Raw genomic sequence first — 17,491 nt, 5'->3', positions numbered from 1 at the left:
CAAAAAGGACGTCCTATAAGAACGTCCTTCATGCTGGAGGACCTTGTCAGACAATAAACTCTATCGGTTTTGTACCTACCGACTGCCCTTAACAAGGTTACTCCTTAGTATTAATTAATATCCTACATTCCTATTTGTCTTTAGCGGGTAAATAATTTCTTAATAAATTCCGCTTCATCCTCAGTTGGAGGAATGAGCGGCAACCGAACCGAACCAACCCTAATCCCCCGTAATTCCAATGCATATTTTACTGCCACTGGATTAGGCAGAGGATGAGGACAGCCAAACAAACCCTTGAAAATCGGGAACAACTGCTGATGCAACTTTGCTGCCTCCTGAGAGTGTCCTCCTACAAGTGAATCGATCATCTGCTTCATTTCAGCACCTACCACATGGCTCGCTACGCTGATAATACCATAAGCACCTACAGCCATAGCAGGCAACCCAGAAGCATCATCCCCGGAATAAACCAGAAAACCCTCTGGCGCTGCCGCTGCAATCTGTGTAACCTGCGCAAGTGATGCACATTCTTTGGTTCCCACAATATTTGGAATTTGTGCAAGACGCAGCGTTGTTTCAGCTGTTAGACTCGCTCCAGTACGGCTTGGAACATTATACAGTATAGCTGGAAGGGATGTGGAGTTTGCAATACTTTCGAAATGCTGATACATCCCTTCCTGATTCGGTTTATTATAATATGGCACTACCAGTAGAACACCATCTGCTCCTGCCTGCTCCGCGGCACGGGTAAGATGAATGGAGTGACGCGTATTGTTGCTGCCAGTCCCGGCAATAATTTTACATCGTCCAGCTGCTTTTTCTACAACAAAAGCAAACAACTTGATTTTCTCATCATCGCTCAGGGTAGGAGACTCTCCTGTTGTTCCAGATACAACAAGTGACTCTGAATGCTGTTCTTCTATTAAATAATCAATCAACGAGGACAATGCAGTCCAGTCAATCTCTCCTTGCTGATCAAAAGGTGTCACCATCGCGGTAATCAATCTGCCGAAGTTCACCATGCTGCCTCCTTTTTGCAAATCCGAGCACGGACCATGCACCTATTGATGGAGTTCAAATTTATTATGCAATGCGCGTACAGCCTGCACCATATCTTCTTTTTTAACAAGTACCCAGATCGTCGTGTTGGAATCTGCGGATTGAAGGATCTGTACGTCTGATTCTGCCAATGCCTCCACAATCGTCGCCATAATGCCCGGTACCCCGTTGATACCACCGCCTATGACAGAAACTTTAGCACATCCGGCCAGTATCTTAGGTTCTAGACCCAACCCGTTCAATACTTCAACCGCTTTGCTTCCATCATAATCGAACACAGTATAAACTGCCCCCGATGGCGTTACATTAATAAAATCAACGCTGATTCCATGTTCAGCCATAGATTTGAACACTTGTAATTGCAAGTGCTCCATACCCGGCTTTAATTCAACATTAATCTGAGTGACATTGCCAACATACGCAATACCGGTCACGAAACGGTCTACGATGTCTGCCTGCACGTCTTTAAAGCCTTCCGGATGGGTAACTAACGTACCTTCTCCTTCGGAGAAGGTAGAGCGAACACGGACCGGGATATTAGCCTGCATGGCGATTTCAACAGCACGAGGATGGATAACCTTTGCTCCCTGATGAGCCATATTACAAATCTCCGTATAGCTAACATGTGTAAGCGGCTTTGCGTTTTCCACAATGCGCGGATCGGCGGTCAATATACCATTCACATCCGTATAAATATCAACCATATCCGCATGTAGAGCAGCACCTAGAGCAGTAGCTGACGTATCGCTGCCTCCCCGACCCAAGGTAGTCATATCACCGTCTGCTGTTTGTCCCTGAAAACCTGTCACAATGACAACTCTGCCTTGGTTCAACTCTTCAACAACACGGTCTGGCTTTATATCCAAAATACGAGCATTGCCGTATTGATCATCCGTAATAAAGCCCGCCTGTGCCCCAGTTAGCACTGTAGCAGGAATACCTTCCTTCTCCATCAGGCTGCATAATGTAGCAGCAGAAATAATTTCACCACAGCACAGCAATAAATCCCGTTCGCGCTTTGGCAGACTGTCGCCGTTAGACACCGCCCAATCCAGCAGCGTGTCGGTGGCATAAGGCTCTCCTTTTCTCCCCATGGCCGACACAACAACAACCAATTGAAGATTTTGTTCCAGCTCCCTCTTCACATGTGCCAACACAAGTTTACGTGCTTCAGGTGTGGAAAGCGAGGTTCCTCCAAATTTTTGCACCAAAATACCCATTATTTTTCCCCCATATTGGAACGTTACTCCGCGTTTGCAGCAATAATTTCCGCGATTTGCACCGCGTTCCATGCCGCTCCTTTGAGCAGATTGTCGGATACGACCCACAAATTCAATCCACGGCTATTGCCCAAATCACGGCGTACACGCCCCACAAATACGTCAGGTTTTCCTGCAGCTTCAGATGCCAGTGGATAAAGCTGAGCAGCAGGATCGTCCACTAGCGTTACTCCCGGTGCTGAAGCCAGCAAATTACGGATTTCTTCTAAATCATAATCTTTTTTAAGTTCTACATATACAGATTCCGAGTGACCATATACAACAGGAATACGTACACACGTTGCTGTTACGTCCACCGATTCGTCACCCAGTATTTTTTTCGTTTCACGTACCATTTTCATTTCTTCCAGTGTATAACCATTGTCCTGGAATTTATCAATTTGCGGAATAGCATTGAAAGCAATCTGATGTTTTACTGGCAACGAGCCTACTGGCAACAGATCAGGCTGAACTTCATCACCGTTAAGAATCGCTGCGCTTTGACGATTCAATTCATCAATAGCTCGGCTTCCAGCCCCGGAAACGGCCTGGTATGTGGATACTATGATACGAGAAATGCCATACTGATCATATAATGGTTTCAAAGCAGCTACCATCTGAATGGTGGAGCAGTTCGGGTTCGCAATAATGCCTTGATGCTCGGCAATTTTGTCGCTGTTCACCTCAGGCACTACAAGAGGAGCTGTCGGATCCATTCGGAATGCATTGGTGTTGTCAATACAAACTGCCCCATGACGAACAGCATGCGGCGCCAATTCCTTACTTACGTCTCCACCTGCACTAAACAAAGCAATGTCGATTCCCTCAAAGCTGTCGGGGGTAGCAATCTCTACTGGAATTTGCTGACCTTTAAAGCTAATTAACGTGCCGGCAGAACGAGGCGAAGAAAGAAATTTGATTTTGTCCACAGGAAAATCCCGTTTTTCCAGCAGATTTACGATCTGTTCTCCTACAGCGCCTGTCGCTCCAACGACAGCTACATTAAACTTTCTATTGCTCATCTGGTATATCTCCCCTTCTCGACTAAAAAACCATTTTTTATTCTGAAAGCATCCACCGCCAACAAGAAATTAGACCCGATACAATATCGAATCATCTTCTAGGCGAGGGATGCTCAGCAGTTAACTATAATACTTCATGGGGTCTTGCGTTCCACAATCATCGGCTGAAGCTGTTTGCCCTGCAATGCTTCATAAGCAGCCTCCGGAATCAACTCCATGTTAGCTACAAGCGAGTTCGGCTTTTTAACTGGATTGTCCTGTCCGAACGGTACAAAAAAGATATTTTTGGCTACGAGTAATTTGGCGATATTGGCAGCATTTAGGCCCAGTCCATCATTAGTAGATATGGCTAAAAGAAGTGGACGGCCGTTGCGCAATTGCGCCTTGGCAGCCATCAAAACCGGACTGTCTGTCATCGCATTCGCTAACTTACTCATCGAATTCCCCGTCAAAGGTGCAATCACCAGCACATCGAGTATTTGGGAGGGACCCAGTGGCTCAGCCTCCACAATTGTAGAAATGATATCATTCCCTGTTATATCTTTCAACTGTTTTTGCCAACTTTGCGAAGTACCAAAGCGAGTATCCGTTGTTAGCACTGTATTGGATATAATAGGGACGACCTTTGCACCCTCATCAACAAAGCGCTGTATAACAGGCATTACCTCTTCAAATGTGCAATGTGAGCCTGTAATTGCATAACCTACTGTTTTCCCTTGCCAACTCATTGTGCATCCCCCCGATCAGGATTATCTTCCATTAACAACTGCACCAGCGTATTCGCTATAATGGCACCAGCAGTTTTGGGAGCAACAATACCGGGAAGACCAGGGGCAAGCATAGCCTTGATTCCACGCTTTTCCGCATAACGGAAATCACATCCGCCCGGGGCGGAAGCAAGATCTATAATCACGGTGCTCAGTGGCAATTTAGACAGGATTTGCGCTGTGATAATCATAGAGGGTATCGTATTAAAAATCAAGTCAACTCCCTTTGTCTCATGTGCTAAATCCCTTGTCATAAAAGGCTTCCAACCCATTTCCACGGCTCTCGCTGCATCCTCTGCCCGCCGTACTCCAACCTTCACTCTAGCTCCCAATCCCTGTAGTGCCCTTGCCATGGTAAATCCAGTCCGTCCCATGCCTAGAACCATACAATCTGCACCGTGAATCGTAAAATCAGTATGCTGAATGGCCATCATCAGTGCGCCTTCGGCCGTAGGTATAGAGTTGTATATGGCCACATCATCTCGCTCCAGCAGCTCTACCAGCTTTAACTCATGTCTGGTACAAATTTCTTTTAAGTACGTCCGCGCCATTCCTGTATATACAATACAATGAGGTGGAAGAGCAGCAGCATGCTCATTCAGGAACTGAAGCTTCTGTGCTCCGAAAAGTGCATTTACGTTGCCTTCCTCATCGCATCCCACCACCGGCAAAATCAATGCATCTGACGATTCCAGCAGCTTGACAGACAGTGGTTCTAGTGTCACTCCTTTGAGTGGTACTTCAAGCTTGTCAAAACCGACCACACTGACGGTAGCATCCATGTCCACACATTTACGGATTACCTCAAGCTGCCTCGCATCGCCACCCAAAACAACGACGCGTATTCCTGTTAGCATCCGGATCACTCCTTTCCGAGACACGATATGCTTTTAGTCTATGCGAGTGCCCGGAAAGGGGTGAAAAAACACAAAAAAAAGCCGCCTCTTTATGAGGCGACCTTTATATGCATACATGCTCTTAAGCAAGTAAATTCGAAGCTTTTACAAAATAGATATTCGTACATTTTAAACCAACCATCGCCTCAGCGTCCTGTATGACCAAAGCCTCCAGCACCACGCACTGTTTCAGATAATTGGTCTACTTGTTTCAGCTCTACCTCAGGTACAACTTGAAATACCATTTGTGCAATTCGCTCATTGCGCGTAATCGTGAATGATTCCTCGCCCAAATTAATAAGAAGTACCTTAATCTCCCCACGATAATCCGCATCAATTGTTCCCGGTGTATTGAGACAAGTAATACCATGCTTAAGAGCCAGTCCACTTCGCGGACGGATCTGTGCCTCCAATCCCGCCGGCATAGCTATTGCAAATCCGGTTGGAACGAGGCAACGCTTGCCGGGTTCCAGTACCAGATTTTCCTGTACTGCTGCATACAAGTCAAACCCTGATGCAAGCTCTGACATTTTGCGGGGCAGCTCAATATCTTCATTGCCCGCGAGTCTGTTAATTTCCACGTAAGTTAACAAAATAGTCCCTCCTCATATCCTTTACCGCTGAATCACTCGCTCCCACCATCGACAGGGCAAACGGCTCCGAGAACATCCGATCCAGCACTTTGTTCACATCATTCGCCGTCACTTGCTCGATATGTTCGATCATTTGATCCAGCGTATAATGCTGACCAAGCATTAATTCATTTTTTCCAAGCCGATTCATCCGGCTACCTGTACTTTCAAGGCTTAAAATCAAACTTCCTTTTAATTGCTCCTTACCTTTACGAAGCTCATTAGCGTCTAAACCGTTGACAGCCACATCTCGTAAAAGCTCCAGAGTCAAATCCAGCACGTCCTTTGTTTGTTTAGGAGCCGTACCTGCATAGATCGTGAACATGCCACTGTCCGCATGGGAGCTATGATAGGAATAGACCGAATAAGCAAGCCCACGCTTTTCCCGAATTTCTTGAAACAAACGTGAACTCATGCCGCCGCCGATCGCGTTATTCAGCAAAACCATAGCATACTGGAGGTCGTCACCCGTCGCAAATCCAGGTAGGGATAAACAAATATGATTTTGCTCCGTTGCTTTCTCATGATACAACAGTTCACCGTTAAACGCAGGTACTGTCAGCGGCGAAACGGTTCCATGATTGTCAAAATGTCCAAAATGTCGCTCCAACAATTCTACCAAGCGATCGTCAACATTACCAGCCACACTGATAACCGTATTGTCGATTGTATAATGTTCCCTCATATAATGGCTGAGATGTGAGCTATCCATAGCAAGCAGGTGATCTTCGGTTCCGAGAATCGGATAAGCCAGTGGATGTTCACCATAGGCGGCGCGAGATACAAGATCATGCACCATATCATCCGGTGTATCCTCATACATGGAGATTTCCTCCAAAATCACATTCTTCTCTTTTGCCAATTCTTCCTGATCTAGTTTGGAATTAAAAAACATATCAGACAGCACATCAACTGCGATCGGTAGATGCTCATCCAACACTTTGGCATAATAGCATGTATATTCCTTCGAAGTAAAAGCATTAACATTTCCTCCGATGGCATCGAATTGCTCAGCGATTTCCTTAGCGTTAAAACGCTCTGTTCCTTTGAAAAGCATGTGTTCGATAAAATGAGAAATACCGCTATTGTCCGGCGTTTCATTCCGGGAGCCAGTTTTAACCCAGATGCCGAAAGAAACTGAACGCACGGTTGGAATTTTTTCAATGACCACTCTTAGGCCGTTTTTGAGTTGAATTCTTTCCACGATTGGCCCTCCTAAACTGAATTGCATACTTAGCCATAATGTTCAATCCTAACAGAAAAAAGACGTTCACTCAACCGGAACAGGTAGCTGCCGATCAGGAGAAAGCGTCTGACTGACAGTTCCGAGCATAAGTCCCTTACTACGAATGGCATGGATCATGCCTTTGAGAGCAGCCGCTGAGGAATCTGTTGGGTGCATTAATATCAGGGAGCCTGATTCAACCTTACTACTGATTTTGTTAATCACCGATTCCGGTGACGGATGTTTCCAATCTACTGTGTCCAATGTCCACAACACTGTTTTGAGCCCACTTTCTGCTGCTATATCCACCGTTTGCTGATTAAAATCACCCGAAGGAGGGGCAAACCAGTAATTTTTGATACCCAAAGTTTCTTGGAGAAGTACTTGAGTCTTTTCAATTTCTTGTGTGGCTCTGGCCCGACTCAGACGGCTCATATTCGGATGAGAGTAAGCATGATTTGAAAGCTCATGCCCTCTTTTTTGAATTTCCTTGGCGAGATCAGGATTTTTTTTCAACCAACTTCCATCAAGAAAAAATGTAGCCTTGATCTTTTCCTGATCCAACGTGTTCAGTATCGGCAGGATAAATTCATTCCCCCATGCTACATTGATCATGAAGGATACCATCGGCTTTTCGGGATTTCCCCTGTATATTGGAACATTACCGAGCTGATTTAAATGTATTTTAGGTGCCAATTGCCGATATACATATTGAATGGGTCGATCCGGAGATGCAATCGCTTTGCGATAGGTAGCATCCAAATCCACCTCCAGCCCGTTATAGCCTGGAATAGCCCTCCATACCCTGTCGATCTTGGCATCAACTGGCTCCCGCCGCTGACGGGCTGCTTCTGTTCTTAGTCGCTGCATAAGCGCATTATCGGGTAAAGCCGCCATCGCCATCGTTGTTTCAACTTTAGGCTCCCCAACTCCTGTAACGTCTCCATTGCGTAATTGATCAGCGAAGTCACGAACCCCGCTAAACTGTCCGATTACCAGTGTGATGGCTAAACTGGCTACCACCCACACTGCTCTTTTTGTCCTACTCATGATTCCTTCAGCCTCCCGCCCGTTTGTCCACATTGTATGCGGAGAGGAAAAGAACTATGACGCAGTAGCCTCTAGAAGCCCACTTTGGCGCAGCTTGTGCATATGTATGAAAAAAGAGCCAGAAACGTAGCTCTGCCTCTTTCCAAAAGCTTAAACAATGCTATTCAAATCCCTTGTACTGTTAATACGAAAAGCTACTCCTGTCTTTCTAGTCTGCAACATGCAGGTCCTAGGATTTTGCAGGTGCTTCTGCTGTCAGAACAGCCTTACGGGACAGATTGACACGTCCTTGTTGATCAATTTCGGTTACTTTCACCGTAATTGTATCCCCAATAGCAATTACATCTTCAACTTTGGCTACACGCTCAGTAGACAGTTGAGAAATATGAACCAGACCATCTTTACCTGGTAAAATCTCAACAAATGCACCGAATTTCTCAATCCGTTTTACTGTACCGATGTAAATCTCACCGACCACGACTTCCTTTACGATACCCTCAATAATGGAACGTGCTTTTTCATTCATCTCTTGATTTGTGGAAGCGATGAACACACGACCATCTTGTTCAATATCGATTTTCACGCCGGTTTCTTCGATGATTTTGTTGATGATTTTACCACCAGCACCAATAACGTCACGGATTTTGTCCGGGTTAATGTGCATCGTCATAATTTTTGGAGCATACGGAGACAACTGCTCACGTGGCTTCTGGATCGCTTCCATCATTTTGCTAAGAATGAACAAGCGTCCTTCTTTAGCTTGCTTGAGTGCATCCTGCAAAATCTGGCGGTCAATACCGTTAATTTTAATATCCATTTGAATGGCAGTTACGCCTTCCGCAGTACCAGCAACTTTAAAGTCCATATCGCCCAGGTGATCTTCCATACCTTGGATATCAGTCAATACGGAGACATGATCTCCATCCTTGATCAATCCCATCGCTACACCTGCAACCGGAGCTTTAATTGGTACACCTGCATCCATCATAGCCAGTGTACTTGCACAAATACTAGCTTGTGAAGTCGAACCATTCGATTCCAGTACCTCGGAAACCAGACGGATGGTGTATGGAAATTCAGTTTCGGAAGGAATTACTTTGGAAAGCGCACGTTCACCAAGAGCACCATGTCCGATTTCACGACGACCTGGCGCACGCAAAGGACGAGCCTCCCCTACGCTGAACGGCGGGAAATTGTAATGATGCATAAAGCGTTTTGTTTCTTCCAGATCAATACCGTCCAAAATTTGCACATCACCCAATGCACCGAGTGTACAAATGCTAAGTGCTTGCGTTTGACCGCGTGTAAATAAGCCCGAACCATGAGTACGCGGCAAGATGCTAGTGTCGCTTTCAATCGGACGAATTTCGTCAAGCTTACGACCATCAGGACGCACTTTATCATGCGTGATCAGACGACGTACTTCTTCCTTGACGATATCATAGAGAACTTCGCTCACGTCGCTCAAAAGCTCTGGTGTCTCTATGTATTGTGTTTCAAAATGGGCAACTGTCTCTTCGTTGACTGCATCAATCGCCTCTTGACGGGCATGTTTTTCTGCAATTTTAACAGCTTCCATTAAACGTTCAGCTGCATAAGCACGTACTTCACTGTTCACTTTTTCATCAACAGCATGCAGTTTAACCTGCATTTTCTCTTTACCTGCTACTTGCACCAATTGTTCAATGACTGCCACAATGTTCTTAATCTCATCATGACCGAACATAATGGCTTCCAGCATAACTTCCTCTGGAATCTCATTGCCTTCGGCTTCTACCATCATGATGGCATCTTTCGTTCCGGCTACAACCAGGTACATGTCGCTTGCATTCTGCTGTGCAATATCCGGGTTAATCACAAATTGTCCGTCTACACGTCCTACAGCGACTCCACCGATTGGCCCATTAAAAGGTACATCCGAAATGCTAAGTGCTGCTGAGGTTCCGATCATTGCTGCAATTTCAGGTTCGCAATCCTGATCGACACTCATAACCAGGTTCAACACCTGTACATCATTCCGGAAACCTTCCGGGAACAATGGGCGAATTGGACGGTCTGTCAAACGGCTGGACAAAATTGCTTTTTGACTCGGACGTCCTTCACGTTTAATAAATCCGCCAGGAATTTTCCCCACAGCATACAATCTTTCCTCATAGTTTACGGTCAGTGGAAAAAAATCCAAATCTTTCGGCTCACGGGAAGCGGTCACGGTACAAAGCACAACTGTTTCTCCGTAACTCACTTTAACTGCCGCATTGGCTTGTTTCGCAAGACGTCCTGTTTCCAGCACCAGCTTTCTTCCGCCGAGCTGCATTTCTACGCGTTGCTCCATGGTATCCCTCCATTTCATTTCATTGTAAAAGTTCTATACATATTCAGTATTTCCTGCGCAGGTCTTATTCATAAGAAGCTCGCAGGCAAATCAGGATATGTAATTCAAAAAAAGATTCCTCATTTCAAAAAAGAACCCGGCTGCTGTCCGCCGTCGCCTTAGCAGGGACAAGCGGTGAACAACCAGGCTTCTTTTCTCATTACATGTCTGAAAATTAACGACGCAGTCCGAGACGCTCGATCAACGCACTGTAACGTTTAACATCAGTCTTCTTCAGGTAAGCCAAAAGTTTACGACGCTGACCGACCATTTTCAACAACCCGCGGCGGGAGTGATGGTCTTTCTTGTGCGAACGAAAGTGACTTTGCAAGTTGACGATGTTTTCAGTAAGGATAGCGATTTGTACCTCTGGTGATCCTGTATCGGATTCATGAGTTTTGTACTCCTCGATCAATTGCTGTTTACGCTCTTGAGTCAATGCCATCCTGTTCACCTCCTTCATTATAATCGCCATTAGCCTCGTAGCCGCCGGTGAAAGCGGACAACCAAGCTAAGGTTCATCGTTGTTTACACAACATAAGTCAGTATAACACAGCGCCTGTCTTATGTAAATAAATTAGCCTAACAGCTTTTTAGCCGTTTGTGCGTCATTGCCAATTTGGTTGATCAGCTCATCCACCGAAGAGAATTTGCGTTCAGGACGGATGTAGTGGTGAAGCTCCACAAGTACAGACTCTCCATAAATTTGCTGATTAAAATCAAATAGATGTACCTCAAACGACGGATTCAGCACACCTTCATGGAAAGTAGGCTTAACCCCTACATTCATTACACCGTTTATCCAACGATCACCTACTAGTGCTCGTACAGCGTATACACCCTTGATCGGAATCACGTAAGTATCATTCAGTTTGAGATTAGCGGTCGGAAAACCGATCGTACGTCCACGCTTCTCCCCATCCATTACAGTACCCTGGATACGATAAGGACGTCCCAACCAGCGAGAGGCATGCGCTAGATCCCCAGTCTGTAAAGCACGGCGAATTCCAGAGCTGCTCACCTTGTCCCCATCCAGTTCGAACGGTGGTACGGTGTGCACAGACATCAGCTTTCCCCCCAGCGTCCGAAGTGTATTCTCATGCCCTGCTCCCCGGTGGCCAAACCGAAAATCAAAGCCTACTACCGCTGTTTGAATTTGCAATGGAAGCAGCACGTCGCTCATAAACGCCTCAGGGCTGACCTTAGAAAATTCTTCGTTAAAACTCAAAATATAAAGTACATCCACACCCATATCAGCCAGAATAGTCTGCTTGTCCGCAAGCGGTGTTAAATAACCTTCATAATCGCCTTTTTTCATGACTTCCTTCGGATGAGGGTGAAATGTCATGACAGATATCGGCATTTGCTGTTCACGAGCCAGCGCAACGGCCTCGCGTATCACGCTTGCGTGTCCAAGATGAAGACCATCAAACTGACCGATCGCCGTGACCTGTGGACGTCCCCATTGCTGCAAAAGCTCATCACTCAATGGATAAGATAACGATACGGTAATCATTATTAATTCACCTGCATTTCACATCATTTGACTAACTTCGTCAAAATTATAGCACAATTCAAGGTAAGAAAAACGTCTATCGACGTAATTCACGGAAGCCAGACCACGCCTAGCGGAAGTTTTTCTTGCGATTATAGAATTGTTCAGCTCCCCTGAAAATCTATAAATTTTATAATCTTAAAAAAACTTTAATGGGAGCAATCGCGTCTGATTCATCCCGACCAAATATGCCTAAAAACGTTTTATCCTCTTTATACAAACGGAAGGGCTGGTTGTCCGTCACAGGTGGTGAAATCATATTCAGCGACAGGCGTTGGCCTTGCAGAGCCGCAGTTACCTTGGCTTCAGCCACTATATGCTCAGGCATATAGTCAATCGCCTGATCCGTTGTAATAAGCCGCTCTCCAAGACTGCCATCCGCTACGAAACGCTCTATCTCTTCGAAAGTCAGACAACGTTCCGCAGGAATTCCCGCAGACATGGTTCGCTCCAGCTTAACCATCGTTGAAGGATATCCTAATTCACGGCCAATATCAACACACAGTGTACGGATATAAGTACCTTTGGAGCATAAGGCACGAAAAGAAATATCCACATACGCCCCCGTCTCCGCGAATCCCGTCATCTCCAACTCATAAATGCTTACTTCACGGCTTTGGCGCTCAACAGTTTTGCCTTCTCGAGCCAGCTCATATAGACGCTTGCCGTCCACTTTTAGCGCGGAGTACATTGGAGGCACTTGGGAGATCGTACCAACAAAACGCTTCAGAACCGCTTTGACTTCCACTTCCGTCACCTCTACTGGACGTTCACTTTCTTCCGTAATTTCCCCAGTCAGGTCCTCGGTATCCGTGGCAATGCCTAATCGCAGTGTAGCCAGATATTCCTTGGGCCGCTCTTGCATGTATTCCACCACGCGGGTGGCACGTCCCAGACACAAGGGCAAAACACCGGTTACTTGCGGATCAAGCGTTCCAGTGTGTCCGATTCGCTTCATACCTAATAAACGGCGAGCCTTGGCCACCACATCATGAGAGGTAAATCCAGCAGGTTTATAGACTGGTAGGACGCCTTCCCAAGCTGCTTGTTCCTTCTTTATCGGGTTCATAGCTCAGACTTCACCCGCCCTACAACTGTCTTAATGATATCTTCCAGTTTACCCTCTAGCCGACAGCCAGCCGCACGTACATGTCCACCGCCTCCAAATGATTGAGCCAGCGCGGCTACATCTACATTCCCTGCCGATCTCAAGCTGGCCTTGACCGCTTGATCATTAATAACCTTAAAGAAAATGCCTACCTCAACACCACGAATATTTCTTGGGTAATTCACGATGCCTTCCAAGTCCTCATTTACAGCGCCACATTCTGTCATATCGTCAGGTGATACAACGACCCAAGCGACTTTTCCATCCTCGGACATCGTGAGCGTTTGCAATGCTTTTGTCAGCACCTTCATTTGTGGAAAGGTCATTTCCTCGAGCAATTTCTCAGATAAAGAGGGACCATCTACACCGTAAGCAAGTAACTGTGACACAGCAGACATCACTTTCGGTGAAGTGTTGGAATAACGGAAACCTCCTGTATCCGTTAGCAACCCTGTATATAAAGCCGTTGCTACTTCGACGTCCCAGGTTACTGCAAACTCTTCCAGTAGATCAAAAAGAATTTCCGCTGTTGCCGCAGCATCCGACTTAATCACATTAACTGTACCATAAGCATCATTTGTTGGATGATGATCAATATTCAGGATAATGGCATCTTCCGTAAAAAACTGCTCTGTCAAACCAACACGACGGTAATCCGCACAATCTACACAAATGATCCGATTGTATTTCCGTTCTGGCGGTTGCTGGCTCATATCCATAATCTCATCGGCATGCCATAAAAAATCCATGCGCTTGGGAATAGGTCCCTCATTCAGCATGGTAAATTTCTTCCCCAGACATGAGAGAAGCCAGCCCACCGTTACGGTGGAGCTGACTGCGTCTCCGTCCGGCTGTACATGCGATACGATCAGGTAATCATCATGCTCCAGAATAAATTCCTTCGCTTGTTGAAGCGCCTGTTCATAGGTATGCATTGCCTTCTCCTTTACATTCAGTTCATGGTTCCTTCAGACAAACTAAAAGTTTTATTTTTCATCCTTGTCGATATCACTCAGCAGTTTTTCAATTCGACTGCCGTAAGCAATAGATTCGTCAATTTTGAAAATCAACTCAGGAATATGGCGCAGCCGTATCCGTTTGCCGAGTTCAGAACGAAGATAACCGTTCGCTTTGTCCAATGCTTTCAGGGAAGAATTTTTTTGTTCTTCATCCCCGAGCACGCTCAAGTATATTTTCGCTTGGGACAAATCATTTGTAAGATCGACACCCGTTACCGTGATAAAACCGATGCGGGGGTCTTTTAATTCAGTTTGGATAAGTTGGCTTAGCTCCTTCTTGATCTGCTCGCCAACCCGACCTGTACGTATTTTAGCCATGGATGCTCACCTCTCTGCCGTTAGCGCTCCACTGTTTCCATGACGAACGCTTCAATAATGTCGAGTTCCTTAACATCATTATAGCCATCAAGGGTAATACCGCATTCGTAACCTTGGGCAACTTCTTTTGCGTCGTCCTTAAAGCGTTTCAGTGAGTCGATTTTACCTTCAAAAATGACGATGCCATCACGAATCAGGCGTGCTTCTGCTGAACGGGTAATTTTACCGGATGTCACCATACAACCAGCGATCGTACCGACTTTAGTAACTTTGAACACGTTACGTACTTCAGCATGCCCAATCACATTTTCTTTATATTCAGGATCCAGCATGCCCTTCATGGCTTGCTCTATTTCTTCAATGACATTGTAAATGACACGGTGTAGACGAATGTCCACTTTTTCAGCTTCCGCTGTAGATTTCGCCTGGTTATCCGGACGAACATTAAAACCAATGACAATAGCATTGGAAGCTGCTGCCAAAATAATATCGGATTCGGTGATTGCTCCTGCACCACTGTGAAGAATTTTAACGCGCACACCTTCGACTTCAATCTTGTTCAAGGAACCTTTCAACGCTTCGACAGAACCTTGCACGTCACCTTTAATAATGACGTTCAGATCCTTCATTTCGCCATCCTTGATGTGTTGGAACAGGTCATCCAGTGTTACGCGTGTATTACTGCCCAGATCAGATTGGCGTTGTGTGATCGCACGTCTGTCAGCAATAGCGCGAGCTTTCCGCTCATCCTCAAACACCATGAATGGATCGCCAGCAAGTGGAACTTCTGTCAAACCAGTAATTTCAACTGGAGTGGAAGGACCTGCTTCCTTAAGACGACGACCTTTATCGTTGACCATGGCACGCACACGTCCGAAGCAGTTACCCGCTACGAAAGCATCGCCAACTTTCAGTGTACCATTCTGAACGAGGATACGAGCCACAGAACCGCGGCCTTTATCCAGTTCTGCCTCGATGATGGTACCACGTGCCCGTTTGTTCGGATTCGCTTTGTACTCATTCACTTCAGCTACGAGCAGAATCATTTCGAGCAGGTCTTCCAGACCCATTCTTTGTTTCGCGGAAACGTTGACGAAAATCGTATCGCCGCCCCACTCTTCAGGTACCAATTCATATTCAGTGAGTTCTTGCTTCACTTTATCCGGGTTGGCATCTGGTTTGTCGATCTTGTTCACAGCTACGATAATTGGCAGACCTGCCGCCTTCGCATGGTTAATAGCTTCGACTGTCTGTGGCATAACACCGTCGTCAGCTGCAACCACGATAATCGTCATATCTGTCACTTGAGCACCACGTGCACGCATAGCGGTAAAAGCTTCGTGACCCGGTGTATCCAGGAAAGTGATTTTTTTGCTATTAATTTCAACTTGGTATGCACCAATATGCTGTGTAATACCGCCAGCTTCGCCACCGGTTACATTAGTCGAGCGAATGGCATCCAGCAAAGTTGTTTTACCATGATCGACGTGACCCATAATCGTTACAACGGGTGGACGTGTTTTCAGATCCGCAGGATCATCATTTTCTTCCACCGTTTCAAAACGATCTTCTTCGACCGGAATTTTCACTTCTACCTCGACACCAAAGTCTCCGGCAAGCAAGAGGATAGTATCCATATCCAGTTCCTGGTTAATGGTCGCCATCGTTCCGAGCATAATCAGCTTTTTGATGACTTCTGACGCATCCTTGTGAAGAAGCTTGGCTGTTTCGCCTACGGTCATCTCACCGCGAACAATAATTTTCTTTGGCGTGTTGTCGATTTTCTCGCGACGTTCCTGTTGTTGACCTTTACCACGATTGTTAAATTTCCCGCCACGATTGCTACCACCGCGATTATTGCCTCCACGACCACCGTTACCACCGCGTCCGCCGCCTTGACGGTTATCATCAAAACGTCCTTGACCGGAACGGTTACCACCGTTGTTGGAGTTACTGCCTGTACGGTTGCCACCACTACGGTTCGCATTGTTGCTACCTGTGGAGGATGATGTTCTTACAGCCGTACCACCCTGACTACTTCCCTGAGGGCGTGAGTTAGTGCTTTGGCTACCTTGAGGACGCGAACCTGTGTTACCGCCGGGACGCTGTTGTCCTCCCTGTTGTTGACCATTACTGCGGTTTTGTGTACTTTGCTGACCAGTGGGTCTGCTAGTACTTTGTTGACTGCGGTTTTGACCGCCCTGCTGACTGCTTTGCGCTTTTGGAGCGCTGCTTCGGTTACTGTTTTGGTTGTTGTTTGTCCTATTCATACTTACCTGCTTTTCCTGTTGATTTTTGGTTTGCTCAGTTGAATGATTACTATTCTGGCTTGAACCGGCCTGATTCGAGCTTACTTGCACCGTACCTGCTTCGCCTTGCTTGGCCGCAGCATTGGATTTAATATTCTTAAAAAAACTTTCCACTTTACCTACGGCATCATGTTCCATGACGCTCATATGGTTGTTCACGGGAATATCCAGCCGTTTAAGAATGGTGATAATTTCTTTGCTGCTCATGTTCAACGATTTGGCGTATTCGTATACCCGCACTTTGTCTTTGTTTTCTTGTTTACTCAATATACTCCACCTCCGACATTATCCCCGTATGTTTCTTGATCAATTTCGCGAATCCTTGATCCGTCACAGCCAGCACAACCCGTTCAGGCTTGCCGATACTGCTTCCCAAGCTTTCCCGGTCAAATCCTATCATTAAGGGGATTTTGTACGTCCCGCATTTGTCGCGGAATTTCTTTTGAGTATTCATTGAAGCATCTTTCGCAAGAATGACCAGCTTGGCTTCTGAAGACCTGATCGCTTTATAAACGATCTCATCACCTGTTAGCAGCTTGCCAGCTCTCATGGCAAGACCCAATCCAGACAGCGCCTTATTCATCCTGCACGCTGCCTTGTGCCGCCAGGAATTCTTCCTCGACGGCAGCAAAATCACGACTTAGCTGCTCATAAATATCAGGATGAACCGAGTGCTTCAATGCTCGATCCAGTGCCTTGCTCTTTTGAGCCAGCTTGAAGCAGGCGGCTTTGCCGCACAAGTAAGCGCCGCGTCCCGACTTTTTGCCAGTCAAGTCAATCAACACTTCGTCTTCAGGGGTTTTGACGACACGGATCAACTGCTTCTTTGGCATCATTTCATGACAGGCCACACATTTGCGCAAAGGTATCTTTCTCTGTTTCATGCATTAACCCCCCTACA

17 protein-coding genes are annotated in these 17,491 nt (G+C 46.1%); all 17 read right to left on the bottom strand.

Translation table 11 applies throughout. The features are described from left to right. Nucleotides 1-140 precede the first annotated feature (140 nt). Complete coding sequence (gene dapA, locus MKY75_RS09775) at nt 141-1,022, bottom strand: 4-hydroxy-tetrahydrodipicolinate synthase (RefSeq protein WP_029517033.1); 882 nt, start codon at nt 1,020-1,022, stop codon at nt 141-143. Nucleotides 1,023-1,061: 39 nt separating this feature from the next. Beyond that, the gene (gene dapG, locus MKY75_RS09770) at nt 1,062-2,279 is read right to left on the bottom strand and encodes an aspartate kinase (RefSeq protein WP_069011410.1); all 1,218 of its coding nucleotides are present in this window, start codon (nt 2,277-2,279) and stop codon (nt 1,062-1,064) included. Nucleotides 2,280-2,302: 23 nt separating this feature from the next. Next, nucleotides 2,303-3,340: an aspartate-semialdehyde dehydrogenase gene (locus tag MKY75_RS09765; RefSeq protein WP_013309939.1), complete on the bottom strand. Its 1,038-nt coding sequence runs from the start codon at nt 3,338-3,340 to the stop codon at nt 2,303-2,305. Nucleotides 3,341-3,474: 134 nt separating this feature from the next. Continuing rightward, nucleotides 3,475-4,068 (bottom strand): dipicolinate synthase subunit B, encoded by a 594-nt coding sequence (locus tag MKY75_RS09760; RefSeq protein WP_029517031.1) that lies wholly within the window; start codon nt 4,066-4,068, stop codon nt 3,475-3,477. After that, nucleotides 4,065-4,964, bottom strand: a complete 900-nt coding sequence (gene dpsA / locus MKY75_RS09755; RefSeq protein ID WP_029517030.1) for a dipicolinate synthase subunit DpsA — start codon at nt 4,962-4,964, stop codon at nt 4,065-4,067. Before dpsA ends, MKY75_RS09760 begins: the two co-directional genes overlap by 4 nt. 185 nt (nt 4,965-5,149) lie before the next feature. Further along, a complete protein-coding gene (gene dut / locus MKY75_RS09750) occupies nt 5,150-5,596 on the bottom strand; it encodes a dUTP diphosphatase (RefSeq protein ID WP_013309936.1) in 447 nt (148 codons plus the stop codon). Next, complete coding sequence (locus MKY75_RS09745; RefSeq protein WP_209948042.1) at nt 5,574-6,839, bottom strand: M16 family metallopeptidase; 1,266 nt, start codon at nt 6,837-6,839, stop codon at nt 5,574-5,576. The genes dut and MKY75_RS09745 overlap by 23 nt, the downstream gene beginning before the upstream one ends. A 66-nt stretch (nt 6,840-6,905) precedes the next feature. Further along, entirely contained in the window at nt 6,906-7,910 is a 1,005-nt protein-coding gene (locus MKY75_RS09740; RefSeq protein WP_340885108.1) for a polysaccharide deacetylase family protein, read from the bottom strand. 229 nt (nt 7,911-8,139) lie between these two features. Then, nucleotides 8,140-10,242, bottom strand: coding sequence for a polyribonucleotide nucleotidyltransferase (pnp, locus tag MKY75_RS09735; protein ID WP_311082739.1), 2,103 nt, complete (start codon nt 10,240-10,242; stop codon nt 8,140-8,142). Nucleotides 10,243-10,456: 214 nt separating this feature from the next. Then, nucleotides 10,457-10,726, bottom strand: a complete 270-nt coding sequence (rpsO, locus tag MKY75_RS09730; protein WP_007430074.1) for a 30S ribosomal protein S15 — start codon at nt 10,724-10,726, stop codon at nt 10,457-10,459. Nucleotides 10,727-10,858: 132 nt separating this feature from the next. Next, nucleotides 10,859-11,797: a bifunctional riboflavin kinase/FAD synthetase gene (locus MKY75_RS09725; RefSeq protein WP_340885105.1), complete on the bottom strand. Its 939-nt coding sequence runs from the start codon at nt 11,795-11,797 to the stop codon at nt 10,859-10,861. A gap of 169 nt (nt 11,798-11,966) precedes the next feature. Continuing rightward, a complete protein-coding gene (truB, locus tag MKY75_RS09720; RefSeq protein ID WP_340885102.1) occupies nt 11,967-12,905 on the bottom strand; it encodes a tRNA pseudouridine(55) synthase TruB in 939 nt (312 codons plus the stop codon). Next, nucleotides 12,902-13,879, bottom strand: a complete 978-nt coding sequence (locus MKY75_RS09715) for a DHH family phosphoesterase (protein ID WP_069011407.1) — start codon at nt 13,877-13,879, stop codon at nt 12,902-12,904. The genes truB and MKY75_RS09715 overlap by 4 nt, the downstream gene beginning before the upstream one ends. A 51-nt stretch (nt 13,880-13,930) precedes the next feature. After that, the gene (rbfA, locus tag MKY75_RS09710) at nt 13,931-14,281 is read right to left on the bottom strand and encodes a 30S ribosome-binding factor RbfA (RefSeq protein WP_010346342.1); all 351 of its coding nucleotides are present in this window, start codon (nt 14,279-14,281) and stop codon (nt 13,931-13,933) included. Nucleotides 14,282-14,301: 20 nt separating this feature from the next. Further along, nucleotides 14,302-16,857: a translation initiation factor IF-2 gene (gene infB / locus MKY75_RS09705; RefSeq protein ID WP_029517022.1), complete on the bottom strand. Its 2,556-nt coding sequence runs from the start codon at nt 16,855-16,857 to the stop codon at nt 14,302-14,304. Further along, complete coding sequence (locus MKY75_RS09700) at nt 16,850-17,173, bottom strand: L7Ae/L30e/S12e/Gadd45 family ribosomal protein (protein WP_029517021.1); 324 nt, start codon at nt 17,171-17,173, stop codon at nt 16,850-16,852. The genes infB and MKY75_RS09700 overlap by 8 nt, the downstream gene beginning before the upstream one ends. Continuing rightward, on the bottom strand, nt 17,166-17,474 hold the full coding sequence (rnpM, locus tag MKY75_RS09695) for an RNase P modulator RnpM (RefSeq protein WP_007430067.1): 309 nt from the start codon (nt 17,472-17,474) through the stop codon (nt 17,166-17,168). Before rnpM ends, MKY75_RS09700 begins: the two co-directional genes overlap by 8 nt. Nucleotides 17,475-17,491: the final 17 nt, after the last annotated feature.

Origin of the sequence: Paenibacillus sp. FSL L8-0663 (genome assembly GCF_038008125.1) — a bacterium.
GTDB lineage: Bacteria > Bacillota > Bacilli > Paenibacillales > Paenibacillaceae > Paenibacillus > Paenibacillus polymyxa_D.
Note: the sequence above shows the minus strand (reverse complement) of the source record. Positions and strands in the feature narration are given on the sequence as shown.